This window comes from Halomonas sp. (genome assembly GCF_033549285.1).
Lineage (GTDB): Bacteria > Pseudomonadota > Gammaproteobacteria > Pseudomonadales > Halomonadaceae > Halomonas.
The window spans coordinates 1-24,778 of sequence record NZ_JAWSUJ010000062.1; the positions used below are offsets into that span (position 1 = coordinate 1).

Sequence of the window (24,778 nt, forward strand, 5' to 3'; positions counted from 1 at the left end):
GCCAGGTGGGCTGCGTGGTCACGCGCTACTTCGGCGGCACCAAGCTCGGCACCGGCGGCCTGGCACGCGCCTACTCCCGCGCCGTGGCCGAGGCCCTGGAGGCCCTGCCGCGCCGCACGGTGGTCGAGCGCACCCCGCTGCGCCTGAGGGTAGACTTCGCCGGCGAGGCCGGGGCCCGCGCCTGGCTGGCCGAGCAGGAGATCCCGGTCGAGCAGGCCGACTACGGCGCCGACGGGGTGGTGCTCACGGTGGGCTGGCCGAGCGACGCCCCCGCCGACCTGAGCGCCCTCGAGACACGCCTGCGGGGCCGGCTCGCATTGCTGGAAGATTGAGCCCGCCAGCACGACGAACGGCGCCCTGAGGCGCCGTTGCGAGTCACGGGCTCCTGCCGATCACCCAAGGTACTTTATCATCACCCCGGCGGCCACCGCCGAGCCGATCACCCCGGCCACGTTGGGCCCCATGGCGTGCATCAGCAGGAAGTTGTGGGGATTGGACTCCAGCCCCACCTTGTTGGAGACCCTTGCCGCCATGGGCACCGCCGAGACCCCCGCCGAGCCGATCAGCGGGTTGATCGGCATGCGGCTCACCGTATTCATCAGCTTGGCCATCAGGATCCCGCAGGCGGTGCCGATGGCGAAGGCCACCATGCCCAGTGCCAGGATCCCCAAGGTCTCCAGGGCCAGGAAACGGTCGGCCATCAGCTTGGAGCCCACCGAGAGGCCGAGGAAGATGGTCACGATGTTGATCAGCGCGTTCTGGGCGGTGTCGGAGAGCCGCTCCACCACCCCGCACTCGCGCATCAGGTTGCCGAAGCAGAACATCCCCAGCAGCGGCGCGGCATCCGGCAGGAAGAGCACCACCAGGATCAGCAGGCTGAGCGGAAAGACGATCTTCTCGAGCTTCGACACCGGCCGCAGCTGGGTCATGACGATCTCGCGTTCCCGCTTCGAGGTCAGCGCCTTCATGATCGGCGGCTGGATCAGCGGCACCAGCGCCATGTAGGAGTAGGAGGCCACGGCGATGGCGCCCAGCAGTTCCGGGGCCAGGATGCTCGACACATAGATCGAGGTGGGGCCGTCGGCGCCGCCGATGATGCCGATGGCGGCGGCCTGGTTGAGCGAGAAGTCCATCCAGCCCATGGCCGACATGCCCACCGCGCCGAGCAGGGTGGCGAAGATGCCGAACTGCGCCGCCGCGCCCAGGAAGAGGGTACGGGGATTGGCCAGCAGCGGCCCGAAGTCGGTCATCGCCCCCACGCCCATGAAGATCACCAGCGGCGCGATGCCCGAGGCGATCGCCACGCTGTAGAACTGGTAGAGCATGCCGTGGGCGAAGCCGGCGTCCATGGCCACGTCGTTGGCGGAGCGCAGCAGCGCCGGCGAGAGGTCGCCATGCAGGGCCTCGGACAGGGTGTGGCGCCAGGCCTCGACGCCGGCGGCCGGGTCGAGGCCCAGCTGCAGCGTCGCGGCCATCTGCTCGAGCAGGGCCGGCCGCGCCATGTGCGCCGCCTGCTCGGCGGCGGACAGGGCGAGGCCCGCCTCGGGGATGTTGGCAAGGATGCCGCCGAAGCCGATCGGCACCAGCAGCAGCGGCTCGAACTTCTTGGCGATGGCCAGGTAGAGCAGTCCCAGCCCCACCAGCACCATGACCGCCTGGCCGAGGCTCAGGTTGTAGAGCCCCGAGCCGTACCAGAGCGTCAGTATCTTCTCCGTCATGGGGACCTTCCTCAGAGCTCGATCAGGACATCGCCGACGGCGACGCTGTCGCCCTCGCTGACATTGACGGAGGAGACGGTGCCGGCACCGCTGGCGCGCACCTCGGTCTCCATCTTCATGGCCTCGAGGATGATCACCACATCGCCCTCCTCGACTGCGTCACCGGGGCGCACGTTGACCTTGAAGATGTTGCCGGCCAGCGGCGCGGTGATCGTCTCGCCGGGCGACGCTTCGCCGCTCGGGGCCGGCGCGGCCTCGGGCTGAGCGGGGGTGGCCTGCTCCTGGACGGCGCCGACCTCGCCACCCTCGGCGACCTCGACCACATACTGCTTGCCGTTGACCTTGACGGTGTAGATCTCGGGGCCGGCCGGTGCGCCGCCGCTGACGGCAGGCGCCTTGGCCTCGGCCCCGCCCTTCTGTGAAGAGACCGGCAGGCTGGCGTCGGGGGTCTCCTTCCCGGGGGCCTGGGGCGCCGGCTCGAAGGCGTCGGGGTTGTCGCGGTTCTTGAGGAACTTCAGGCCGATCTGCGGGAAGAGCGCATAGGTGAGCACGTCGTCGATCTCGCGCTCGCCCTCGGCCAGGCGGATGCCCTCGGCCTTGGCCTTCTCCTGGAGCTCGGCGGTCAGCCGCTCCATCTCCGGGTCGAGCCGGTCGGCCGGACGGCAGGTGATCGGCTCGCCCCCCTCCAGCACGCGCGCCTGCAGCTCCTTGTTGAACGGCGCCGGGGCTGCGCCGTACTCACCCTTGAGCAGCGCCTGGACCTCCTTGGAGATCGACTTGTAGCGCTCCCCCATCATCACGTTCATCACCGCCTGGGTGCCGACGATCTGCGAGGTCGGGGTGACCAGCGGGATGAAGCCCAGGTCCTCGCGCACCCGCGGGATCTCCTTGAGCACGTCGTCGAGCTTGTCGCCGGCGCCCTGCTCCTTGAGCTGGCCTTCCATGTTGGTGAGCATGCCGCCCGGCACCTGGGCGATCAGGATGCGCGAGTCGATGCCCTTCAGCGAGCCCTCGAAGGCAGCGTATTTCTTGCGCACCTCGCGGAAGTAGGCGGCGATCTCCTCGAGCAGCTCGAGGTCGAGGCCGGTGTCGCGCTCGGTGCCCGCCAGGATGGCCACCACCGACTCGGTGGGGCTGTGGCCATAGGTCATGGACATCGAGGAGATGGCGGTATCGACGTTGTCGATGCCCGCCTCGGCGGCCTTGAGGGCGGTGGCGGTGGACATGCCGGTGGTGGCGTGGCACTGCATGTGGATGGGGATGTCCACGGCGGCCTTGAGCTTGGTGACCAGCTCGTAGGCGTCGTAGGGCTTGAGCAGGCCGGCCATGTCCTTGATCGCCAGGGAGTCGGCGCCCATGGCGGCGATGGTCTTGCCGAGTTCGACCCAGCCGTCCAGGGTGTGCACCGGGCTCACGGTATAGGAGAGCGTGCCCTGGGCGTGGCCCTCGACCTTGCGGACCGCCTGGATGGCCCGCTCCAGGTTGCGCGGGTCGTTCATGGCATCGAAGACGCGGAAGACGTCGACGCCGTTGGTCTTCGCCCGCTCGACGAAGCGGTCCACCACGTCATCGGCGTAGTGGCGGTAACCAAGGAGGTTCTGGCCGCGCAGCAGCATCTGCTGGGGGGTGTTGGGCATGGCGGCCTTCAACGCCCGTATCCGCTCCCACGGATCCTCGCCGAGGTAGCGGATACAGGCGTCGAAGGTGGCCCCACCCCAGGACTCCAGCGACCAGAAGCCGACGCGGTCGAGCTTCTCGGCGATGGGCAACATGTCGTCGAGGCGCATGCGGGTGGCGAACAGCGACTGGTGGGCATCGCGCAGGACGACATCGGTGATGCCAAGCGGGCGTGTCTTGTCAGTCATGGTCGTGACCTTGTCGTTATGGATGGAAGGGGAAAGGGGGGAGCAGTCGACTCAGCGGCGGTGGCGGCGGCGATAGCGATGCACCGCGGCGGTGATGGCGACCATCACGTCATCGTCCTGGCGAGGCGCCGGCGGGCGGCGGTTGCCGGTCGCGGCAGGAGCGGGCGGCTCGGGGAAGAAGCGACCAACGGCCTTGGACATCAGGGTGGTGACGATCACCAGCACGGTAAGAAAAACAAAGACAAACCCCATGCCGAGGGCCATCAGGGCGAGCCCCTCGTTGAGCAGCTGCGTGTCCTGCATGCGAATTCTCCTGTTTCTTGCGCGGACTTGGCCTCGATCTCACGAGAAAACCCGGCTTGCGCATTTTTTAGGATGCTATAACCTGCCACATCCCCGACAGATTGCAATGGCGCCATGGTGGAAGTCAGCGTTGTTAATTTACTACATAACGGGCGAATCGGCCTAGCACCCATGGAAGGGGTCATCGATGCGGTGACCCGCGACCTGCTGACTCGCACGCCCGGTTTCGACTGGGCGGTGACCGAGTTCGTGCGCGTGGTGGACGCCCGCCTGCCGCCCCGCGTCTTCCACCGGCACTGCCCGGAACTGGCGCGCCCCGGCGTCACCACGCCGAGCGGCGTCCCCGTGCAGCTGCAGCTGCTGGGCTCCGACCCCGAGGCCCTCGCGGCCAATGCCCGCCAGGCCCTGCGCCTCGGCGCCACCGCCCTGGATCTCAATTTCGGCTGTCCGGCCAAGCTCGTCAATCGCCACGACGGCGGCGCCTCGCTGCTGCGCGACCCGCGACGGGTGCACGCCGCCGTGTCGGCGGTGTCCCGGGCGGTGGGCGACGAGATCCCGGTGACGGCCAAGATCCGCCTGGGCTTCTCCGATCGCCGCCTGGCCCTGGCCTGCGCCCTGGCCACCCAGGAGGCCGGCGCCCGGCGACTCGTGGTCCACGGCCGCACCCGCGACGAGGGCTACCGTCCGCCGGCCCACTGGGAGTGGATCGGCCGCATCCACCAGCGCCTCTCCATCCCGGTGGTCGCCAACGGCGACATCTGGACCCTGGAGGACTACTGGAAGGCCCGCACCCTCTCCGGGTGTCGCGACGTGATGCTCGGCCGCGGCGCCCTGGCCGACCCCTGGCTCGCAGGGCGCATTCGCCACTGGCAGACGACGGGAGAACGATTGCCCGATACGCCCTGGCAGGCCCGGGCGCGGATCCTCGCCGACTTTGCTGCATTGCAGCGTAGCACACTTCCAGCGCGTGTCGTCACTGCCCTGATCAAGCAGTGGCTCAATCATATGCGCCAGGGCGACCCCGAGGCGGCCAGTCGCTTCCAGGCCGTGAAGCGCCTGCGCAACCTGGACGAGCTGCTGGCGGGCCTCGAGCCCCCTGCCACCGCCACCCGCCCCCCTTCCTCCGTTCGCGCCGACCACCGCACGGAGACGGCCTGACGGCGGGTCACCCGCAGGCGCCAGGCACTCACAAAAAAGAGGCGCTCGTCGCATCACGACGGCGCCTCAAACGATCGCAGGGCCGGCACGCGAGAAGCGCCGACCCGGCTAGCAGAACACAAGGCCTCGGACATGGCGGGCCCGGAAAGCAGAAGACCCGCCCTCGCAGGGAGGACGGGTCGAGATCTGGCGCGCCCGGGAGGATTCGAACCTCCGACCACCTGATTCGTAGTCAGGTACTCTATCCAGCTGAGCTACGGGCGCGTAAGGCAACAAGCAGAGTCATTGCAGGGAAAACCGGAGGGGACACCGCCGACCATACCCGATGTGAAGGTGGCGCGCCCGGGAGGATTCGAACCTCCGACCACCTGATTCGTAGTCAGGTACTCTATCCAGCTGAGCTACGGGCGCTTGACCTTCGCGTGACGACAATGGCGGAGAGGGAGGGATTCGAACCCTCGAAGAGGCTATAAACCCCTTACTCCCTTAGCAGGGGAGCGCCTTCAGCCACTCGGCCACCTCTCCCTCATCGACACGGTGCGTATCCTACCGTTTTAGAAGGCCATTGTCCAGCGACCCGGGCGATTTTTCGCCATGGCCACGGGATGGCGCTCCCTTACTCGACCACCGACCACATGCTAGTCATCGCTCTCGAGGCCGGAATCGGCCTTCTCGCGCTGGATGCGCTGGTAGATCTCCTCGCGATGCACGGCGACATCCTTGGGGGCATTGACGCCGATGCGGACCTGATTGCCCTTGACGCCAAGGACGGTCACGGTGATGTCATCACCGATCATCAGGGTTTCGCCGACGCGGCGGGTCAGGATGAGCATGACTGATCTCCTTCTCAGACTTCTGGCTACGGGATGCTCGCCGGCAGGGACGACGAAGTTACATTGTGCGACATGTCGTCGTCCCTGACCAATGGCGCCGACCCATGAGACGCCCGCGCCACGTTGAAAGGAAGCCCTGTGGCACGGGTGTCGCGGCCTTCCCTACAAGCGTAGAAGGTGTCGCCGCCCCGAGGGAGCCCTATTCTGCCTCGATATCACTCTTGTCGAGGCCGAAGGCCTTGTGCAGCGCCTTGACCGCCAGTTCCATGTGCTTCTCGTCGATCACCACGGAGATCTTGATCTCGGAAGTGGAGACCATGCGGATGTTGATGTTCTCGTCGGCCAGCACGCGGAAGAACTTGGAGGCGACCCCGGCATGGGAGCGCATGCCCACGCCGACCAGCGAGACCTTGGCGATGTTGTCGTCGCCGCGCAGCTCGCCGCCGCCCAGGTCGGGGATGACCTGCTCCTGGAGGATCTTCATGGTCTGCTTGTAGTCGCCCTTGGCCACCGTGAAGGTGAAGTCGGTGTAGTCACCGGCCGGCGCCACGTTCTGGACGATCATGTCGACCTCGATGTTGGCATCGGCGATCGGCCCCAGGATCCGCGAGGCGACGCCCGGCACGTCGGGGGTGTTGAGCAGGGTCAGCTTGGCTTCGTTGGCGGTGAAGGCGATGCCGGAGATCAGCGGTTCTTCCATGGAATCCTCGTCTTGGTCGGAGTCTGCAACGATCAGGGTGCCGGGGCCATCCTCGAAGCTGGACAGCACGCGCAGCGGGACATTGTACTTGCCGGCGAACTCGACGGCGCGAATCTGCAGCACCTTGGAGCCCAGGCTCGCCAGCTCCAGCATCTCCTCGACGGTGATGGTGTCGAGGCGCTGGGCCCTGGAACAGACCCGCGGGTCGGTGGTGTAGACGCCATCGACGTCGGTATAGATCTGGCACTCGTCCGCCTTCAGCGCCGCGGCCAGCGCCACGCCGGTGGTATCGGAGCCGCCGCGGCCGAGGGTGGTGATGTTGCCCTCCTCGTCGACGCCCTGGAAACCGGCGACCACCACCACCTGGCCGTCGTCCAGGTCGGCCTGCAGCTCATCGGTCTCGATGCGCTGGATACGCGCCTTGGTGTGGGCACTGTCGGTCTGGATGCCCACCTGGGAGCCGGTGTAGGAGGTGGCTGGCACGCCGATCTTGTGCAGCGCCATGGCCAGCAGTGAAATGGTCACCTGCTCGCCGGTGGAGACCAGCATGTCCATCTCGCGCGGCGTCGGCTCGTCGTTGATCTCGTTGGCCATGCCGATCAGGCGATTGGTCTCGCCGCTCATGGCGGAGACCACGACGACGACCTGGTGGCCGTTGTCGCGAAAGCCCTTGACCTTCTCGGCCACGGCCTTGATGCGCTCCACGGAGCCCACCGAGGTGCCGCCGAATTTCTGTACGTATAGTGCCATATGCCGATTTCCCTCGTGCGTCGAGTGCGAATCGCCCTCGGATGAGTGAAAGGTGAGTGAAGATGACGAGGGCCGGGGCATCGCTGCCGCCGGCCCTGCTAGCCCTACTGGAGCCGCGCCTCGACCCAGGCCGGCACGCTGTCGAGCGCTCCGGGCAGCGCCGTGACATCGCTACCGCCGGCCTGGGCCATGTTGGGCCGGCCGCCGCCCTTGCCGCCGACCTGGGCCGCCACGTGGTTGACCAGCTCGCCGGCCTTGACCCGGCCGGTCAGGTCGTCGGTGACGCCGGCGATCAGGCTGACCTTGCCGGCCTCGGCGTCGGCCACGCCCAGCACCACGATGCCGGAGCCGAGCTTGTTCTTGAGCTGGTCGAGCATGCCGCGCAGCTCCTTGCCGGCCACGCCCTCGAGGCGCCTGGCCAGCACCTTGACCCCCTTGACCTCGCGGGCCTCGTTGGCCATGTCGTTGCCGGCGGCGCTGGCCAGCTTCGCCTTGAGGCGCTCGAGCTCCTTCTCCAGGGTGCGGTTGCGTTCGAGCAGCGACTCGACGCGCTCCTCGGCCTGCTCCGGCTTGGCCTTGAGGCGCTCGCCGATGCGATTGAGGCGCGCCTCCTGCTCACGGAACCAGGCCAGCGCCCCCTCGCCGGTGATCGCCTCGATGCGGCGCACGCCCGAGGCGATGCCTGCCTCGCTGACGATATGGAAGCAGCCGATGTCGCCGCTGCGCGCCACGTGGGTGCCGCCGCACAGCTCGATGGAGAAGTCGTCGGCGCCGATGGTCAGCACCCGCACGCTGTCGGCGTACTTGGCCTCGAAGAGCGCCGCGGCGCCCTTTGCCTTGGCCTCGTCGAGGGTCATCTGCTCGATGCGGGTCGGGGCATTGGCCAGTATCTGCTCGTTGACCAGACGCTCCACCTCGGCCAGCTGCTCCGGAGTCATGGGCTCGAAGTGGCTGAAGTCGAAGCGTAGCCGCTCGGGGGTGACCAGCGAGCCCTTCTGCGCCACGTGGTCGCCGAGCACCAGGCGCAGCGCCTTGTGCATCAGGTGGGTCGCGGAGTGGTTGCGCACCGTGGCCGCGCGCAGGCTGGCGTCGACCCGCGGGTGGACCGCGGCACCCACCGCAAGCGACCCCTCGAGCAGCACACCATGATGCAGGTGATGACCGCCCTGCTTCTGGGTGTCGGTGACCAGGAAGCGGCCTCCTTCCAGCTCCAGGTAGCCGGTATCGCCCACCTGGCCGCCGGACTCGCCATAGAAGGGGGTGCGGTCCAGCACCACCACGCCACGCTGCTCCGGCTCGAGCCGCGCCAGGGGATTGCCCTCTCGATCCACCAGGGCGGTGACGGTGGCACGGTCCTCGAGGCGCTCGTAGCCGGTGAAGTCGGTCTCGCCTTCCAGCTCCAGGGCGGCGCCGTAGTCGGCACCGAACTGGCTCGCCGCCCGGGCGCGCTCGCGCTGGGCCTCGAGCGCGCGCTCGAAGCCGACCTCGTCGAGGGTGACGCCTCGCTCGCGACAGACGTCGGCGGTCAGGTCATAGGGGAAGCCGTAGGTGTCGTAGAGCTTGAACACCGTCTCGCCGGGCAGCACCTCGCCGTCGAGGCCGGCCAGGGCCTCCTCGAGCAGGCCCATGCCGTGCTCCAGGGTGCGGGCGAACTGCTCCTCCTCCTTGAGCAGCACGCGCTCGATCTGGTGGCGCGCCTCGCGCAGCTCGGGATAGGCGTCGCCCATCTCGGCGTCCAGCGCCCCCACCAGCCTGTGGAAGAAGTTGCCCTGGGCGCCCAGCTTGTGGCCGTGGCGGATGGCGCGACGGATGATCCGGCGCAGCACGTAGCCGCGCCCCTCGTTGGAGGGCAGCACGCCGTCGGCGACCAGGAAGGCGCAGGAGCGGATATGGTCGGCGATCACCCGCAGCGAGGGCGCGCGGGTATCGGCATGGCCGGTATGGCGCGCCGCCGCCTCGAGCAGGTTCTGGAAGAGGTCAATCTCGTAGTTGGAGTGCACGCCCTGCATCACCGCGGCGATACGTTCCAGGCCCATGCCGGTATCGATGGAGGGCTTGGGCAGCGGATTGAGGGTGCCGGCCGCGTCGCGGTCGAACTGCATGAACACCAGGTTCCAGATCTCGATGTAGCGGTCGCCGTCCTCCTCGGGGCTGCCGGGCGGACCACCCCACACCTCGGGGCCGTGATCGAAGAAGATCTCGGAGCTCGGCCCGCAGGGGCCGGTGTCGCCCATCTGCCAGAAGTTGTCCTCGTCGAGCCTGGAGAAACGCTCGGGGTCGATGCCCATCTCCTCCTTCCAGATGCGCTCGGCCTCGTCGTCGCTGACGTGCACGGTGACCCACAGCTTCTCCTTCGGCAGGCCCAGGGTCTCGGTAAGGAACTCCCAGGCGAAGCGGATGGCATCGCGCTTGAAGTAGTCGCCGAAGCTGAAGTTGCCCAGCATCTCGAAGAAGGTGTGGTGGCGGGCGGTATAGCCGACGTTGTCGAGGTCGTTGTGCTTGCCGCCGGCGCGCACGCAGCGCTGGGACGAGGCCGCACGCACGTAGGGGCGGGGGTCACGACCCAGGAAGACGTCCTTGAACGGCACCATGCCGGCATTGGTGAACAGCAGGGTCGGGTCGTTGCCGGGAACCAGTGAGCTGGAGGGCACGACGGTGTGGCCGTGCGCCTCGAAGTAACTCAGAAAGGCCTGTCTGATGTCTGCGCTTTTCATGGGGTATCCGTGGCGATGAACGGGGTGACCCGGCGGGCGACGCTGGCTCGAGACGGGCACCACGACGCGCCATGTCCAGGCGCATCGCAGTGCCGCGGGATGCCACCCGGGGCGTTCGCAAAGGGAGCCATTATAGCGCAGTTGTCAAGGGACTGAAGGGGCGCCGGCACCACTCGGGGCGGGCCTGGAGGACTACTGATCTGGCGCCGAATCCCAGGCGTGCTCCAGGGCGTGGCGCACCTGGTCGAAGTCGAAGCCGCGCCCAGCCAGGAAGCGCTCGCGGCGGGCGCGCTCGCGAGGCGACTCGCCGGGCCCCGTAAAGCGCCGCGCGAGCGCCTCGCCGGCCAGGGCGAACCAGTCGCCCTCGCCGGCCTGCTCGGCCTCCTCGAAGGCGTGATGGATCGCCTCCCGATCGAGGCCGCGTCGCTCGAGTTCGACGCGTATCTTCAGCGGCCCCTGGCCCCGCAGGATGCGTGAACGCAGGAAGCTCTCGGCGAAGCGGTCGTCAGACTGCAGCCCCTGCTCGGCCAGGTCGTCCAGGCACTCGGCAATGCGATCGGGCGCGTGGCCCTTGGCCGCCAGGCGCTCGGCCAGCTCCCGGCGCGAATGCTCGCGCCGGGCCAGCAGGCGGATGGCATCCTCACGGGGCGATGACTCGCCGCCAGAGGGCTGCCCCAGCATGGCTTATGCTTGGTCGTCGTCGCGGCCGGCCTCGGCGGTGACCGCCTCGTCGACGGTCTCCTCCTTCCTGGGCTCCACCGGCGCGAGCAGCTGGGCGCGGATCTGGCTCTCGATCTCCTCCATCACCGCCGGGTTGTCCTCGAGGAACTGGGCGGCGTTGGCCTTGCCCTGGCCGATCTTGTTGCCCTGATAGCTGTACCAGGCCCCCGCCTTGTCGATCAGCTTGCACTGCACGCCCAGGTCGACCACCTCCCCGGCATGGTAGATACCCTTGCCGTAGAGGATCTGGAACTCCGCCTGGCGGAACGGCGGCGCGACCTTGTTCTTGACCACCTTGACCCGGGTCTCGTTGCCGGTGACCTCGTCGCCCTGCTTGACCGAGCCGGTGCGGCGGATGTCCAGGCGCACGCTGGAGTAGAACTTGAGCGCATTGCCGCCGGTGGTGGTCTCGGGGCTGCCGAACATCACGCCGATCTTCATGCGGATCTGGTTGATGAAGACCACCATGCAGTTGGCGTTCTTGATGTTGCCGGTGATCTTGCGCAGGGCCTGGGACATCAGGCGCGCCTGGAGGCCGACGTGGGAGTCGCCCATCTCGCCCTCGATCTCGGCCCGCGGGGTCAGCGCCGCCACCGAGTCGATGATGATCACGTCGACGCCGCCGGAGCGCACCAGCATGTCGCAGATCTCGAGGGCCTGCTCGCCGGTATCCGGCTGGGAGACCAGCAGGTCATCGAGGTTGACGCCGAGCTTCTCGGCATAGCTCGGGTCCAGGGCATGCTCGGCATCGATGAAGGCGCAGGTCTTGCCCTGCTTCTGGGCCTGGGCGATCACCGACAGGGTCAGGGTGGTCTTGCCCGAGGATTCGGGGCCGAAGATCTCGACTACCCGGCCCAACGGCAGGCCGCCGATCCCCAGGGCGATGTCCAGGCCCAGCGAGCCGGTGGAGACCGAGGGCATCACCACGCGCGGGGCGTCGCCCAGGCGCATCACGGTGCCCTTGCCGAACTGGCGGTCGATCTGGGAAAGGGCGGCGTCCAGCGCCTTGGAACGGTTGTCATCCTGAGCCATCACGGGCCTCCTGAATCTGGGGTCTCTGAAATACTGTATGACTGCACAGTAGTATGGCGAAAAATCGCCTGCGCGGCCAGTGCCGATTCGCTGCTGGAAGGGCTATTGTCGCAGGACGATTACAGATAGCCTGCACGGCTCGGGGCTGACCCGGCACCCCTTGGTGTCTACAGGCGCTCAAGGCTGCTCCAGGCGCCGCACCAGCCCCACCAGCGCCTCGCGCACGGCCTGCTCACGCACGGCCGCCCGGTCGCCGGCGTAGTGGTGGCACGCCGCCTCGACCCGTTCGGCATCGCCCCAGGCCAGCCAGACGGTTCCTACCGGCTTGTCGGCACTGCCCCCGCCGGGGCCGGCCACCCCGCTGATCGCCACGCCGAGCCCGGCGCCGCTGTCGCGGCAGGCGCCACGCACCATGGCCTCAACCACCTCACGGCTGACCGCCCCTTGCGCCTCGAGCAGCGCCTCGGACACGCCCAGCAGCCGGGTCTTGGCCCCGTTGGAATAGGTCACGTAGCCGGTCTCGAACCAGTCCGAGCTGCCGGCCACGGCGGTGATGGCGCTGGCCACCCCGCCCCCGGTGCAGGACTCGGCCGCGGTGACCTTGATGCCCTTCTCGCGGCACAGTTCGCCCAGCCGCTCGGCGAGGGCCACGAGGTCGGGGTCGGCCAGGCGGGAGGCGCGGGGGGACATGGCATGACTCCTGGGCTTTCGCACCGACCGAGGCGAGCTCGGCCGCGCGTGAGCGATGACTTTTCCGTACAATAACGGCTTTGCCAGCGACATGCATGGCGCATTCGACGCCAGCCATCCGTCATCCGCCAGAGCAGGAACCCGATGTCACAGGCCAGTGCCCAGCATACCCCATGGAGCGCCAACTGATACGCGGCGAGTTCGTGACCACCCGGCAGGGCCACCGAGAACCACTACCTGGCCGGCGCCACCGAGCGGATCCGCGCCCGACCTGTTCACCCAAGAGGAATTCCGGCAGCTGATCAAGCGGGGGATGCCTGACCCTGCGCCGGCCCGTAACCCGCCGCTACGAGCTTAAGGCGCCCTAACCAAGGAGAGGCGCGACGGAGTCAGCTGGCTCCTGCCACTCGCACTGAAGACCTCCCGACAGCTCTATGACCCTTTGAGGACAGTTGGCACACCAAGGTGACCAAGCTGATGAAGTGGACCTGCGCCCGCCACCGGTGGCCCCAGCGACCCGCCATACCTTCGCGTGCTACCCCCTAACAACCCATGGCAGCCTTGCCTTCATCGTAAGCGTCCGGGCATCACCGCCGGCGCATGATCAGGCGGGTTGTTGCCAGTTCTGCGGCAGGAGTTCGTGGAGCTGGCTGGCCTTGTGGGTCGGCAACCGTTCCAGCACGTCCTTCAGGTAGGCGTAGGGCTCGTGGCCGTTCAGCTTGGCGCACTGAATCAGGCTCATGATGGTGGCAGCGCGCTGGCCACTGCGCAGTGACCCGGCGAACAGCCAGTTGCTGCGGCCCAGCGCCCAGGGACGGATCAGGTTCTCGACCCGGTTATTGTCAATCGGCAACCCGCCGTCGTCGAGGTAGCGCGTCAGCGCCGCCCAACGCTTCAGGCTGTAATCCAGCGCTTTCGCCGTCGCCGAGCCGTTCGGCACCTTCTCTCGGTGAGCCAGCATCCAGCGGTGCAGCGCGTCGGCGATGGGCCTCGCTCGTGTCTCGCGGAGTCGTTGGCGTTCTTCAGCGCTGAGTGACTGGGCTTCTCGCTCCACCTGGTAAAGCTGGCCGATCAGTTCGATGGCCTACCCGGCGATCTGGCTCTTGCCGGCCACGTGCAGGTCGACGAACTTGCGTCGCGCATGAGCCATGCAGCCGATCTCGGTGACGCCGTTGGCGAAACTCTGCTTGTAGCCGCTGTAGTCGTCGCAGACCAGCTTGCCCCGCCACTCGCCGAGGAAGTCGCGGGCATGCTGGCCGCCACGCGTCTCACTGAAGTCGTAGACCACCGCCTTCAATCCGGCGTAGGGCGTGGTGGCGTAGGCCCAGAGATAGGCGCGGTGGGTTCTCTTCTTGCCCGGGGCCAACATCGGCACCGGGGTCTCGTCGGCATGCAGCACCGGCTCGCTGAGCAGCAGGTCACGCAAGGCATCGATCAGCGGCTGGAGCCGCACGCCACAGATGCCGACCCACTCGGCCAGGGTGGAGCGCGGGATCGCCACGCCGGCGCGGGCGAAGATCTGCTCCTGCCGATAGAGCGGCAAGTGGTCGGCATACTTGGCGATCAGCACCTGGGCCAGCAGGCCGGCGGTGGGGATGCCCTTGTCGATGATCTGCGCCGGCATCGGCGCCTGGGTCAGCGTCTCACACTGGTCGCAGACCCACTTGCCGCGGATATGGCGCTCGACGTGGAACACGCCCGGCGTGTAGTCGAGCTTCTCGCTGACCTCCTCGCCGATCCGCCGCAGCTGGCAACCGCAGCCGCAGTGCTCGCTCTGCGGGTCATGGCGAATCTCGATGCGCAGCAGATCCTTGGGTAACGGGGCCCGCTTGGGGGCCTTCTTTTCCGCCGGCACGGCGGGGGTGAGATTCAGGTCTTCCAGTTCGGTCTCGATGGCGGCGATGTCGGCATCCACCACCTCCTCCAGCAGGCTGATCTGCAGGACGTTGAGCTGCTCGCTGCGCTTGCCGAAGGCGTGACGCTTGAGCAGCGCCAGTTCATAGGTCAGCTTCTGGTTGACCTGCTCGGTGTGACGCAGCGTCTTCTGGCTCTGCGCCAGTGCCTGTTCCTGCTGCTCGACCTGTGACATCAGCATTGCCGCCAGGTGGCGGAGCTGATCGGGAGAGAGCTGGGACAGGTCGGATGGGGCGTTCATCTGGCGATTATGCCAGCTGCCAGAGGAAAGCGGGATTAGCGCATCCGCGAATAGCCGGGCCGCCACGTCTGTGCCGCGCATCATACGACCGAGATAATCCCGTCGGCGCCGAGGCGCTGCCAGGGCAAGTCTTGCACCAGCGCCGTCACCTGCTCGGGGCAGAGCTCGACGCGCTTGCCGTGCCCGTTACCGGCCCAGTGGAACTTGCCCTGGTTCAGGCGCCGGGCGCACAGCCAGACGCCCAGGCCATCGTGCACCAGCACCTTCATACGGTTGCCGCGACGATTGGCGAACAGGTAGGCACAGTGCGGGCGCGCCGCGCCGAACACCGTCACCACCCGAGCCAGTGCGGACTCCGGGCCGGCGCGCATGTCCAGCGGCTCGGTGGCCAGCCAGATCTCGTCGATGCGGATCATCCCAGCAGCCCCTTCAGCCAGTGGGCACACTGGGCTGCCTCGGCGACCGGCCAACGCACGGTGATCGTGCCCCGTGATGAGGGCAGCTCGATGCAGATCTCGCCGGCGGTGGAGGGCGGCATTGGCAGGTCGGCCGCTGCTGGCGGCACCGGCAGTGGCACGAAGTCCGGCACGGCCGGGAGCTGGCTCTGACGCTTGGCCTTGCGAATCCAGGTCTGGACGAGGTTGGTATTGAGCCCATGCTGCAGGGCGACCTGGGCAATGGAGGTATCGCCCTGCAGGCAGGCCGCGACGATCTTGGCCTTGAACGACGGGGCGTAGCGACGGCGGCGACGGATCTCACGTTCGGTGTTTGGGGACGTCATGAATAGGTGCCCATCTATTGTTACGTGGGCACCTAATGTCGCCGGCCGAGGCCTTCCGCGGAAGGTGTGTTCAGCAGCCGGTTACCCTTCATCGCCAAGCACATGGGGCACAAGGACTGCTTGATACTGGTCAAGGACTACACCCGGCGGGTCGACAGCGAAAGCCAAATTGAAGCAGAGCGCGTCCGGAAAGAAATGAAAAAGATCGGGCTACTGGACTTAACACCAGGCCTAGAAGAGCTCCAAACCCTTAATTTGCATCCCTAAACTCGCGGGCTACCCTTGCGAGGTAGGGGATCGTCTTGCCGTCTCGGCCCTTGGTATGAGCGTCTGGGTAAAGAACCGCCAGGATTCGATACTCATTTTCAAACAGCTCTCCCTGCACGTAGACGAGAGCTGCATCACGCTCAGGTTCTTCAAACCGGCATTTTCGATCAGCTTGCGGGACCTTCTCGGGAAAGGTATGAGGGGGTAGGCAGATGTGGATATGCATAAGCCCAGCCTCATATGCTGCGTGCGGATGGATGTAAGGAACATCACACCCGAAGGTAAGAGGAAGGACTTCGCGATCCGAGGCTATGTAGATACGAAAATCTTGGATCAAAGCATCAATGAGGCCCGGGAAGTCTTCTTCACAGGCCTCAAAGTACTGCTGGGTCGCGGGGTGAATCTCAACGTTTACTTTGGAATCTGACATCCATTAGTTCGCACGCATCTCAATCCGATGAGAGGCAGATGCCAAGCTCCTGAAGGCCTCGCCGCTTACATGGCCATCAAAGGTTTCTGGCACGACCTCTTTCTGCTTGGCAAGCATAGCAGCAGTCGCTGCTTGCGACCTAGCCTTCGCTAGCGCCCTCATTAACCCCGACTCAACGAGCAGCTTCTGGAATTCTCCCTGGCCCCCGCTGGCTGGTCGACTGCGGAAATCACTCTCCATCGCCCTCAGGTTGTCAGCAATAGATTCAAGCGTCTCATAGCCTGCGTGATAAGGGTCCTCAGACTCCATCAGCTGCAAACACAGAGCGCGCAAAGTGTCAGTGAGCTTGATGGCCTCGCCCTTGAAGCGATCGATCTCGGTCTGAACATCTTCGGCACTGGAAGCACACGGCTGCTCAAGCGCCACTCTACCTGCGTGATACATCTTCGGCGGGCCAGCATAGGCCATCACACCTGCAGACACGCTGGACAGGCTCATTGCGAGCGTAACCACTTGAGCAATAGGTGATTTCTTAATTTCTGCGATCATTGTGCGCCTCCTTCCGTGAGGATGGCTTTGCCTGAGACACGTCATGCCCCAACAGTAGCAGGTGGGCATCACTCACGCCGTTCAGGGTGGCGGATTATACGTACACACACACACACCTGCAACAACATGAAGCGTAGGACCGATGCTCCCGTCAGTCATTTAGAGTCTACATCAACTCCGTACGCAAGGATGTTCAATCAGTGTAGCACCAAGCCTAGCCCCGAGCACCTGAGCTAACCACGTTTGGTCCACGCCTGGCCACTACCGATGAGTGTATGTACCAACCGTGATAACCTTGCCGCATGGATAGAGTGTATGGACGCCCTCCCAGCCCGCAGCCACGTGAAGCTGTCCTCTGGTGCACAAGCAATGTCCAGATTCGGCCGAAACCGTAACGCTTTCCCCCTGATGCCCCACGAATTTCAAGGACCGCCCGAGAAACCATGAGCGACATGGCCTCCAGCGCACAGCCCAACCATACGCCGATGATGAGCCAGTACCTGAAGATCAAGCACGAGCACCCCGACGTGCTGCTCTTCTATCGCATGGGCGACTTCTACGAGCTGTTCTTCGACGATGCCCGGCGTGCCGCCGCCCTGCTCGACATCACCCTGACCCAGCGCGGCCAGTCCGCCGGCAAGCCGATTCCCATGGCCGGGGTCCCCTACCACAGCGCCGAGGGCTACCTGGCTCGCCTGGTCACTGCCGGCGAGTCGGTGGCAATCTGCGAGCAGATCGGCGACCCGGCCACCAGCAAGGGCCCCGTGGAGCGCCGCGTGGTGCGCATCGTCACCCCCGGCACCCTCTACGACGAGGCGCTGCTGGATGCCCGCCGCGACAACCTGCTGGTCGCGGTGGCCCCCCTCGGCGAGCGCTGGGGGCTGGCCTGGCTGGAGCTCTCCAGTGGCCGCTTCAACGTGCTGGAGGTCGAGGGCGAGGGCGAGATGCTCGCCGAACTCCAGCGCCTCGACCCCGCCGAGCTGCTGGTCGCCGAAAGTCTGGCCCTGCCGGCCGCCCTGGAGGGGCGTCGCGGCCTGCGTCGCCAGAGCGACTGGCTGTTCGACCTCGAGAGCGCGACCCGCACCCTGTGCGACCAGTTCCAGGTCCAGGACCTGCGCGGCTTCGGCTGCGCCCACCTGGAGGCCGCGATCATCGCCGCCGGGGTGCTGGTCGACTATGCCCGGGACACCCAGCGCACGGCCCTGCCCCATGTCACCGCCATCGGCGTGGAGAGCCGCGACGACGCCGTGGTGATCGATGCCGCCAGCCGTCGCAACCTGGAGATCGACGTCAACCTCGGCGGCAGCGCCGACAACACCCTCGCCAGCGTGCTCGACACCACCGCCACGGCCATGGGCTCGCGGCTGCTCAAGCGCTGGCTCAACCGCCCGCTGCGCGACCGCGCCCAGGTCGGTGGCCGCCAGGCGGCGGTGGCGATGCTCCTCGACGACGAGGGCTTTGCCCCCCTGCGCGACTCGCTCAAGGCGATCGGCGACGTGGAGCGGATCCTGGCCCGGGTGGCTCTCTACAGCGCGCGACCCCGCGACCTGGCCCGCCTGCGCGACGCACTAATCGCCCTGCCCGACCTCCAGGCCGCCCTCGAATCCTACGGCGAGGGCAGCACCCTGGACGAGCTCCGCCACCATATCCACCCCTTCCCGACGCTGGCCGACACCCTGACCCGCGCCCTGGTGGAGAACCCGCCGGTGGTGATCCGCGACGGCGGGGTGATCGCCGAGGGCTTCGACACCGAGCTCGACGAGCACCGCGGGCTCGCCGAGCATGCCGGCGACTACCTGATCCGCCTGGAGACCCGCGAGCGCGAGCGCACCGGCCTGCCCGGCCTCAAGGTGGGCTACAACCGGGTTCACGGCTACTACATCGAGATCCCCCGCGCCCAGGCCCGGGACGCCCCCGTCGACTACGTGCGCCGCCAGACCCTGAAGAACGCCGAGCGCTTCATCATCCCCGAGCTCAAGGAGTTCGAGGACAAGGCCCTCTCGGCGAAGTCCCGCGCCCTGGCCAGGGAGAAGCTGCTCTATGATGGCCTGCTCGACACCCTCAACGCCGAGCTCGCCGCGCTGCAGGGCACCGGTCGGGCACTGGCGGCCCTCGACGTGCTGTGCGCCTTCGCCGAGCGCGCCCGGGCCCTGGAGTTCGTGCGCCCGTCACTGCCCGAGTCACCGGGGATCGACATCCGCGGCGGCCGTCACCCGGTAGTCGAGCAGGTCACCGAGACGCCCTTCGTGCCCAACGACCTGGTGCTGGACGACGCGCGCCGCATGCTGGTGATCACCGGCCCCAACATGGGCGGCAAGTCCACCTACATGCGCCAGGCCGCGCTGATCACCCTGCTCGCCCACACCGGCAGCTTCGTGCCGGCGGATTCGGCCGTCATCGGTCCGGTGGATCGCATCTTCACCCGCATCGGCTCCTCGGACGACCTGGCCGGCGGGCGCTCCACCTTCATGGTGGAGATGACCGAGACCGCCAGCATCCTGCACAACGCCACCGACGAAAGCCTGGTGCTGATGGACGAGATCGGCCGCGGCACCAGCACCTTCGATGGCCTCTCGCTGGCCTGGGCCAGCGCCGAGCACCTGACCCGCACCCGCGCCTTCACGCTGTTCGCCACCCACTACTTCGAGATGACGGCACTGGCCGAGCAGGCCGAGGGAGTGGCCAACGTGCACCTGACCGCCGCGGAGCACCGCGACGGGATCGTCTTCATGCACCGGGTGGAGGATGGCCCGGCCAACCAGAGCTACGGCCTGCAGGTGGCCCAGCTCGCCGGCGTCCCCCAGGGGGTGATCGCCCGCGCCCGGGAGAAGCTCGCCAGCCTGGAGCAGCAGGAGATCGACCAGGGTAGCCGGCTGCCGGCCGCCACGACGAACGAGGGAGAGCGCCCGGCGGCGCCCCGCCAGGCCGACCTCTTCGCCAGCACGCCCCACCCGCTGGTCGAGCAGTTGGACCGCCTGGACCCCGACGCCCTGTCGCCCCGCCAGGCCCTGGAGCTGCTCTACCGCTGGAAGGAGGCGCTGTGAATGGCCGACAATGGCGCCGAGCCCGGCTTGCGAGGTTGCCCTCGCCGCGACTAGAATGGCTCGATCAAATTCCTGAAATTATAAGAATGTTTTTTCTTATAACTCATTTGGCATCATCGACTACCGGCCGCGCCCTGCCACGGCCAGAGAATGGGAGACTGGCATGACATTCGTCGTCACCGAGAACTGCATCAAGTGCAAGTACACCGACTGTGTCGAGGTCTGCCCGGTGGACTGCTTCTACGAGGGCCCCAACTTCCTGGTGATCCACCCCGACGAGTGCATCGACTGCGCCCTGTGCGAGCCGGAGTGCCCCGCCGAGGCGATCTTCTCGGAGGATGAGCTGCCGGATGGCCAGGAGACGTTCATCGAGATCAACGCCGAGCTGGCCGAGGTGTGGCCCAACATCAGCGAGAAGAAGGATCCGCCGGAGGATGCCGAGGAGTGGGACGGCAAGCCGGGCAAGCTGGAACTCCTCGAGCGCTGAGCCGCTGACGCGGCCGCACACGACGACGCCGGATGTCGCATGACATCCGGCGTCGTCGTCTCTGCCCTGAGCGAAGAAGGAGAACACTCGGCAAAAAAGGCGGCCCGCAGGCCGCCCGCTCCCAGCCAGTCCTCGGGCGGCTCCCTCCGCCCGACTCCCGTGATGCCTTCCCTGCCCGGGAGCGGCCTCCTGCCGCACCGAGCGCATCACTTGTCGCATCCCGTTGCATCCTGCCGGAAGAGCATCCCCGCTCTTCCACATCCCGAGTGCAGTGTGGCATAGCCGCATTGCAGCACAACCCCGCCCGGGGAGCGCCGACGACGGTCATCCCGGACCGCCCCTTCTCCGCAGGGGAAACCAGACCCCTTTAAAATCAATCAAATAAAAAGGCCCGACCCCGTGAGGGGTCGGGCCTGTCCGACGCAGGAATGGCGGATCTCTTCGCCTCCCTGTAGGCGATCTCCTACAGCAGGTCACGCAAAAGGCAACGCTGTTCGCTTACTGCCCCTTGATCGCGGCGCGGCCCGGATAGTCCACCTCGCCGTCCAGCTCCTGCTCGATGACCAGCAGGCGGTTGTACTTGGCGACGCGGTCCGAGCGGCTCAGCGAGCCGGTCTTGATCTGGCCAGCGCAGGTGCCCACGGCGAGGTCGGCGATGGTGGTGTCCTCGGTCTCGCCGGAGCGATGGGAGATCACCGCAGTGAAACCGGCATCCTGGGCCATGCGGATCGCCTCCAGGGTCTCGGAGAGCGAGCCGATCTGGTTGAACTTGATCAGGATGGAGTTGCCGATCTGCTCGTCGATGCCGCGCTTCAGGATCCGGGTGTTGGTGACGAAGAGGTCATCGCCCACCAGCTGGACCTTGTCGCCCAGCCGCTCGGTCAGCGCCTTCCAGCCGTCCCAGTCGGACTCGTCCATGCCATCCTCGATGGAGACGATCGGGAACTGCTCGCAGAGCTCGGCCAGGTAGTCGACGAAGCCGGCGGCGTCGAAGGCCTTGCCTTCGCCGGAGAGGTCGTACTTGCCGTCCCGGTAGAACTCGGAGGAGGCGCAGTCCAGCGCCAGGGTCACGTCGTCGCCCAGGCGGTAGCCGGCGTCTGCCACGGCCTGCTGGATCACCGCCAGGGCCTCGGCATTGGAGTCGAGGTTCGGCGCGAAGCCGCCCTCGTCGCCTACCGAGGTGGCAAGCCCCCGGGCCGAGAGCACCTTCTTCAGGGCATGGAAGATCTCGGCGCCCATGCGCAGGCCCTCGCGGAAGGTCGGCGCGCCCACCGGCTGGACCATGAACTCCTGGATATCGACGTTGTTGTCGGCATGCTCGCCGCCGTTGAGGATGTTCATCATCGGCACCGGCATCAGGTACTTCCCGGGCTGGCCGTAGAGCTCGGCGATATGCGCGTAGAGCGGCATGCCCTTGGCATTGGCCGCGGCCTTGGCCGCCGCCAGCGACACCGCCAGGATGGCGTTTGCGCCGAGAGATGCCTTGTTGTCGGTGCCGTCCAGCACCAGCATGGCGTCGTCCAGCCCGCGCTGGTCACGGGCATCCATGCCCACCAGGCGTTCACGAATGGTGGTGTTGACGGCCTCCACGGCCTTCAGCACGCCCTTGCCCAGGTAGCGGCTCTTGTCGCCGTCGCGCAGCTCCAGTGCCTCGCGGGAGCCGGTGGAGGCACCGCTGGGTGCACAGGCCACGCCCACGGCGCCGCTTTCCAGGCGCACCTCGGCCTGCACGGTAGGGTTGCCGCGGGAGTCGAGCACCTCGAGGGCGCGTATATCGACGATCTTGGTCATCTGTGTCGTCCTTCCATACTGTCAGCGTTGATTGAGTCGATGGGGAAACTGCCGTGCTCTCTCGGCTTTCCAGCGCTGCTCGGTTTACCGGGTTATTCGATTGTTAATTTGGGAAACCCCTTTACCAGCTCGTCGATGGCCTTCAGCTGGGCCAGAAAGGGCTCGAGGCGATCCAGTGGCAGGGCACAGGGGCCGTCGCACTTGGCGTTGTCGGGGTCGGGGTGGGCCTCCAGGAAGAGGCCGGCCAGGCCGACCGCCACCCCGGCACGGGCCAGCTCGGCCACCTGCTGCCGCCGCCCGCCGGCGCTGTCGGCCCGGCCCCCGGGGCGCTGCAGGGAGTGGGTGACATCGAAGAAGACGGGATAGCCGGTCTGCTTCATGTCGCCGAAGCCGAGCATGTCGACCACCAGATTGTTGTAGCCGAAGCTGGAGCCGCGCTCGCACAGCAGCAGCCGGTTGTTGCCCGCCTCCTCGCATTTGCGAATGATGTGGCGCACCTCGTGGGGGGCCAGGAACTGCGGCTTCTTGATGTTGATCACCGCCCCGGTCTCGGCCATGGCCACCACCAGGTCGGTCTGGCGCGCCAGGAAGGCGGGCAGCTGGATGATATCGGCGACCTCGGCCGCCGGGGCGGCCTGCCAGGGTTCGTGGACGTCGGTGATGATCGGCACCCCGAAGCGCGCCTTCACCTCGGCCAGGATCTCGAGCCCCTTCTCCAGGCCCGGGCCGCGGAAGGAGTGGATGGAGCTGCGGTTGGCCTTGTCGAAGCTCGCCTTGAAGACGTAGGACATGCCCAGCCGGCCCGTCACCGCCGCGTAGGTCTCGGCGACCTCGAGGGCCAGCTCGCGGGACTCCAGCACATTCATGCCGCCCAGCAGCATCAGCGGCAACGAATTGCCGGCCTTCAGGCCGGCGAATTCGATGTGCCGTTCGGGGGCGGACTCGCTCATCACGGACATGGGCCTCACTCCTGGTGGGAGGACTGGGCACGGATGCGTGCCGCCTTGTGCTCCAGCGCCGCATTGACGAAGCCGGTGAACAGCGGATGGCCGTCACGCGGCGTGGAGGTGAACTCCGGGTGGAACTGGCAGGCGACGTACCAGGGGTGGTCCGGCAGCTCGACCATCTCCACCAGGGAGTTGTCGACGCTCTTGCCGGAGACCACCAGGCCGGCCTGCTCGAGCTCGTCGATGAACTGGTTGTTCACCTCGAAGCGGTGGCGGTGGCGCTCGACGATCTCGTCGCTGCCATAGGCCTCGCGCGCCCGGCTGCCGGGCTTGAGCTGGCAGACCTGGCCACCCAGGCGCATGGTGCCGCCGAGGTCGGAAGCCTCGTCGCGCAACTCGACCTTGCCCTCGGGGCTCAGCCACTCGGTGATCAGGCCGACCACCGGATGCATGGTGTCGTGGGTGAACTCGGTGGAGTTGGCGTCCTCCCAGTCGGCCACGTTGCGGGCGAACTCGATCACCGCCACCTGCATGCCGAGGCAGATGCCGAGATACGGAATGCCGTTCTCGCGGGCGAAGCGCGCGGTGGCGATCTTGCCTTCCACGCCGCGCTCGCCGAAGCCGCCGGGCACCAGGATGGCGTCCTTGCCGGCCAGGCGCTCGGTCCCGTGGCGCTCGATGTCCTCGGAGTCGATGTAGTCGACGTTGACCTTCACGCGGGTCTGGATACCGGCGTGGATCAGCGCCTCGTTGAGCGACTTGTAGGCGTCGAGCAGCTCCATGTACTTGCCGACCATGGCGATGTTGATCGACTTCAGCGGGTTGAGTTTGGCATCGAGCACGTGCACCCATTCGCCGAGGTCGGCCTCGGCGGCTTCGAGTCGCAGCTTGTCGCAGACGATATCGTCGAGGCCCTGCTCGTGGAGCATCAGCGGGATGCGGTAGATGGTGTCGGCGTCCTGCAGCGGGATGACGGCACGCTCTTCCACGTTGGTGAACAGCGCGATCTTGCGCCGCTCGCTCTCCTCGAGCTCCACCTCGCTGCGACAGATCAGGATGTCCGGCTGGATACCGATGGAGCGCAGCTCCTTGACGCTGTGCTGGGTCGGCTTGGTCTTGGTCTCCCCCGCCGTCTTGATATAGGGCACCAGCGTCAGGTGCATGAAGATGGCCCGGCTGGCGCCCAGCTCGCTCCTGATCTGGCGGATCGACTCCAGGAAGGGCAGCGACTCGATGTCGCCCACGGTGCCGCCGATCTCGACCAGCGCCACGTCGAAGCCCTCGCCGCCGGCATAGACGCGGCGCTTGATCTCGTCGGTGATGTGCGGGATCACCTGCACGGTGCCACCCAGGTAGTCGCCGCGGCGCTCCTTGCGCAGCACGTGCTCGTAGACGCGACCGGTGGTGAAGTTGTTGGCCTGGGTCATCTTCGTGCGGATGAAGCGCTCGTAGTGACCCAGGTCCAGGTCGGTCTCGGCGCCATCCTCGGTGACGAACACCTCGCCGTGCTGGAAGGGACTCATGGTGCCCGGATCCACGTTGATGTAGGGATCGAGCTTGAGCATGGTGACCTTGAGGCCGCGCGCCTCGAGAATCGCCGCCAGCGAGGCCGACGCGATGCCCTTGCCGAGTGAGGACACAACGCCGCCGGTCACGAAGATATATCGTGTCATGGAGAACCTGTCGAAACGTGATCGGTAGGCACGGCAGGAAGCCGCGCCAGGATGGGACGACAGACTAGCAGAATGCGACCAAAGGCTCAATTTCAGCGCCAAGCGGCCAAGCGGCCAAGCGGCCAAGCGGCCAAGCGGCCAAGCGGCCAAGCGGCCAAGCGGCCAAGCGGC

At 66.8% G+C, this 24,778-nt stretch carries 20 protein-coding genes, 3 tRNA genes and 1 pseudogene; 4 read left to right on the top strand and 20 right to left on the bottom strand.

What is annotated here, in order from left to right:
* The coding region (locus tag SCI24_RS13875) for a YigZ family protein (RefSeq protein ID WP_318725941.1) at positions 1–332 on the top strand (332 nt) is incomplete at its 5' end.
* A 60-nt stretch (positions 333–392) separates the two neighbouring features.
* Here the strand turns inward: SCI24_RS13875 and SCI24_RS13880 are convergent.
* From SCI24_RS13880 to SCI24_RS13890, 3 genes are read right to left on the bottom strand one after another with little or no spacing between them, the layout of a single operon-like run.
* Complete coding sequence (locus tag SCI24_RS13880) at positions 393–1,718, bottom strand: sodium ion-translocating decarboxylase subunit beta (protein ID WP_318725942.1); 1,326 nt, start codon at positions 1,716–1,718, stop codon at positions 393–395.
* An 11-nt stretch (positions 1,719–1,729) separates the two neighbouring features.
* Positions 1,730–3,583 carry a sodium-extruding oxaloacetate decarboxylase subunit alpha gene (gene oadA, locus SCI24_RS13885; RefSeq protein WP_318725943.1) on the bottom strand — a complete coding sequence of 618 codons (1,854 nt, stop codon included), beginning with the start codon at positions 3,581–3,583 and terminating at the stop codon, positions 1,730–1,732.
* Positions 3,584–3,634: 51 nt separating this feature from the next.
* Complete coding sequence (locus tag SCI24_RS13890; RefSeq protein ID WP_318725944.1) at positions 3,635–3,886, bottom strand: OadG family protein; 252 nt, start codon at positions 3,884–3,886, stop codon at positions 3,635–3,637.
* A 171-nt stretch (positions 3,887–4,057) separates the two neighbouring features.
* Between SCI24_RS13890 and SCI24_RS13895 the strand changes: the two genes are divergently transcribed.
* Entirely contained in the window at positions 4,058–5,044 is a 987-nt protein-coding gene (locus SCI24_RS13895; RefSeq protein WP_318725945.1) for a tRNA-dihydrouridine synthase family protein, read from the top strand.
* A 187-nt stretch (positions 5,045–5,231) separates the two neighbouring features.
* Here the strand turns inward: SCI24_RS13895 and SCI24_RS13900 are convergent.
* From SCI24_RS13900 to SCI24_RS13965, 14 genes and pseudogenes are all read right to left on the bottom strand, one after another.
* Positions 5,232–5,308 (bottom strand) — tRNA-Arg (locus tag SCI24_RS13900).
* A 70-nt stretch (positions 5,309–5,378) separates the two neighbouring features.
* Positions 5,379–5,455 (bottom strand) — tRNA-Arg (locus SCI24_RS13905).
* A gap of 21 nt (positions 5,456–5,476) precedes the next feature.
* Positions 5,477–5,569 (bottom strand) — tRNA-Ser (locus SCI24_RS13910).
* 113 nt (positions 5,570–5,682) lie between these two features.
* A complete protein-coding gene (gene csrA, locus SCI24_RS13915; RefSeq protein WP_089712664.1) occupies positions 5,683–5,877 on the bottom strand; it encodes a carbon storage regulator CsrA in 195 nt (64 codons plus the stop codon).
* 199 nt (positions 5,878–6,076) lie between these two features.
* Positions 6,077–7,327 (bottom strand): aspartate kinase, encoded by a 1,251-nt coding sequence (locus tag SCI24_RS13920; protein WP_106230498.1) that lies wholly within the window; start codon positions 7,325–7,327, stop codon positions 6,077–6,079.
* A 104-nt stretch (positions 7,328–7,431) separates the two neighbouring features.
* Positions 7,432–10,041, bottom strand: coding sequence for an alanine--tRNA ligase (gene alaS, locus SCI24_RS13925; RefSeq protein ID WP_318725946.1), 2,610 nt, complete (start codon positions 10,039–10,041; stop codon positions 7,432–7,434).
* A 192-nt stretch (positions 10,042–10,233) separates the two neighbouring features.
* Positions 10,234–10,722: a regulatory protein RecX gene (locus SCI24_RS13930; RefSeq protein WP_318725947.1), complete on the bottom strand. Its 489-nt coding sequence runs from the start codon at positions 10,720–10,722 to the stop codon at positions 10,234–10,236.
* Positions 10,723–10,725: 3 nt separating this feature from the next.
* Positions 10,726–11,793, bottom strand: a complete 1,068-nt coding sequence (gene recA / locus SCI24_RS13935; RefSeq protein WP_318725948.1) for a recombinase RecA — start codon at positions 11,791–11,793, stop codon at positions 10,726–10,728.
* Between the two features lie 177 nt (positions 11,794–11,970).
* Positions 11,971–12,483, bottom strand: a complete 513-nt coding sequence (locus SCI24_RS13940; RefSeq protein ID WP_318725949.1) for a CinA family protein — start codon at positions 12,481–12,483, stop codon at positions 11,971–11,973.
* A 604-nt stretch (positions 12,484–13,087) separates the two neighbouring features.
* Positions 13,088–14,638: pseudogene (gene tnpC, locus SCI24_RS13945) on the bottom strand (IS66 family transposase).
* Between the two features lie 80 nt (positions 14,639–14,718).
* Positions 14,719–15,054 carry an IS66 family insertion sequence element accessory protein TnpB gene (tnpB, locus tag SCI24_RS13950; RefSeq protein WP_318725950.1) on the bottom strand — a complete coding sequence of 112 codons (336 nt, stop codon included), beginning with the start codon at positions 15,052–15,054 and terminating at the stop codon, positions 14,719–14,721.
* Positions 15,051–15,419 (bottom strand): IS66-like element accessory protein TnpA, encoded by a 369-nt coding sequence (gene tnpA / locus SCI24_RS13955; protein ID WP_318725951.1) that lies wholly within the window; start codon positions 15,417–15,419, stop codon positions 15,051–15,053. The genes tnpB and tnpA overlap by 4 nt, the downstream gene beginning before the upstream one ends.
* 250 nt (positions 15,420–15,669) lie before the next feature.
* The gene (locus tag SCI24_RS13960; RefSeq protein WP_318725952.1) at positions 15,670–16,116 is read right to left on the bottom strand and encodes a type II toxin-antitoxin system YafO family toxin; all 447 of its coding nucleotides are present in this window, start codon (positions 16,114–16,116) and stop codon (positions 15,670–15,672) included.
* A 3-nt stretch (positions 16,117–16,119) separates the two neighbouring features.
* Positions 16,120–16,665 (bottom strand): hypothetical protein, encoded by a 546-nt coding sequence (locus SCI24_RS13965; RefSeq protein WP_318725953.1) that lies wholly within the window; start codon positions 16,663–16,665, stop codon positions 16,120–16,122.
* 443 nt (positions 16,666–17,108) lie between these two features.
* Between SCI24_RS13965 and mutS the strand changes: the two genes are divergently transcribed.
* Positions 17,109–19,709 carry a DNA mismatch repair protein MutS gene (mutS, locus tag SCI24_RS13970; protein WP_318725954.1) on the top strand — a complete coding sequence of 867 codons (2,601 nt, stop codon included), beginning with the start codon at positions 17,109–17,111 and terminating at the stop codon, positions 19,707–19,709.
* Positions 19,710–19,872: 163 nt separating this feature from the next.
* Positions 19,873–20,196, top strand: coding sequence for a ferredoxin FdxA (fdxA, locus tag SCI24_RS13975; protein ID WP_318725955.1), 324 nt, complete (start codon positions 19,873–19,875; stop codon positions 20,194–20,196).
* 498 nt (positions 20,197–20,694) lie between these two features.
* Here fdxA and eno read toward each other — a convergent pair whose 3' ends face one another.
* The 3 genes from eno to SCI24_RS13990 form a co-directional block, all read right to left on the bottom strand.
* Positions 20,695–21,987 carry a phosphopyruvate hydratase gene (gene eno, locus SCI24_RS13980; RefSeq protein WP_318725956.1) on the bottom strand — a complete coding sequence of 431 codons (1,293 nt, stop codon included), beginning with the start codon at positions 21,985–21,987 and terminating at the stop codon, positions 20,695–20,697.
* Positions 21,988–22,079: 92 nt separating this feature from the next.
* Positions 22,080–22,937 (bottom strand): 3-deoxy-8-phosphooctulonate synthase, encoded by an 858-nt coding sequence (kdsA, locus tag SCI24_RS13985; protein WP_318725958.1) that lies wholly within the window; start codon positions 22,935–22,937, stop codon positions 22,080–22,082.
* A gap of 14 nt (positions 22,938–22,951) precedes the next feature.
* Positions 22,952–24,607 carry a CTP synthase gene (locus SCI24_RS13990; protein ID WP_318725957.1) on the bottom strand — a complete coding sequence of 552 codons (1,656 nt, stop codon included), beginning with the start codon at positions 24,605–24,607 and terminating at the stop codon, positions 22,952–22,954.
* Positions 24,608–24,778: the final 171 nt, after the last annotated feature.

Bases quoted from the DNA above. Each gene is read 5' to 3' on its own strand.
- SCI24_RS13880 (WP_318725942.1), bottom strand. From the start codon at position 1,718: ATGACGGAGAAGATACTGACGCTCTGGTACGGCTCGGGGCTCTACAAC.
- oadA (WP_318725943.1), bottom strand. From the start codon at position 3,583: ATGACTGACAAGACACGCCCGCTTGGCATCACCGATGTCGTCCTGCGC.
- SCI24_RS13890 (WP_318725944.1), bottom strand. From the start codon at position 3,886: ATGCAGGACACGCAGCTGCTCAACGAGGGGCTCGCCCTGATGGCCCTC.
- SCI24_RS13895 (WP_318725945.1), top strand. From the start codon at position 4,058: ATGGAAGGGGTCATCGATGCGGTGACCCGCGACCTGCTGACTCGCACG.
- csrA (WP_089712664.1), bottom strand. From the start codon at position 5,877: ATGCTCATCCTGACCCGCCGCGTCGGCGAAACCCTGATGATCGGTGAT.
- SCI24_RS13920 (WP_106230498.1), bottom strand. From the start codon at position 7,327: ATGGCACTATACGTACAGAAATTCGGCGGCACCTCGGTGGGCTCCGTG.
- alaS (WP_318725946.1), bottom strand. From the start codon at position 10,041: ATGAAAAGCGCAGACATCAGACAGGCCTTTCTGAGTTACTTCGAGGCG.
- SCI24_RS13930 (WP_318725947.1), bottom strand. From the start codon at position 10,722: ATGCTGGGGCAGCCCTCTGGCGGCGAGTCATCGCCCCGTGAGGATGCC.
- recA (WP_318725948.1), bottom strand. From the start codon at position 11,793: ATGGCTCAGGATGACAACCGTTCCAAGGCGCTGGACGCCGCCCTTTCC.
- SCI24_RS13940 (WP_318725949.1), bottom strand. From the start codon at position 12,483: ATGTCCCCCCGCGCCTCCCGCCTGGCCGACCCCGACCTCGTGGCCCTC.
- tnpB (WP_318725950.1), bottom strand. From the start codon at position 15,054: ATGATCCGCATCGACGAGATCTGGCTGGCCACCGAGCCGCTGGACATG.
- tnpA (WP_318725951.1), bottom strand. From the start codon at position 15,419: ATGACGTCCCCAAACACCGAACGTGAGATCCGTCGCCGCCGTCGCTAC.
- SCI24_RS13960 (WP_318725952.1), bottom strand. From the start codon at position 16,116: ATGTCAGATTCCAAAGTAAACGTTGAGATTCACCCCGCGACCCAGCAG.
- SCI24_RS13965 (WP_318725953.1), bottom strand. From the start codon at position 16,665: ATGATCGCAGAAATTAAGAAATCACCTATTGCTCAAGTGGTTACGCTC.
- mutS (WP_318725954.1), top strand. From the start codon at position 17,109: ATGAGCGACATGGCCTCCAGCGCACAGCCCAACCATACGCCGATGATG.
- fdxA (WP_318725955.1), top strand. From the start codon at position 19,873: ATGACATTCGTCGTCACCGAGAACTGCATCAAGTGCAAGTACACCGAC.
- eno (WP_318725956.1), bottom strand. From the start codon at position 21,987: ATGACCAAGATCGTCGATATACGCGCCCTCGAGGTGCTCGACTCCCGC.
- kdsA (WP_318725958.1), bottom strand. From the start codon at position 22,937: ATGAGCGAGTCCGCCCCCGAACGGCACATCGAATTCGCCGGCCTGAAG.
- SCI24_RS13990 (WP_318725957.1), bottom strand. From the start codon at position 24,607: ATGACACGATATATCTTCGTGACCGGCGGCGTTGTGTCCTCACTCGGC.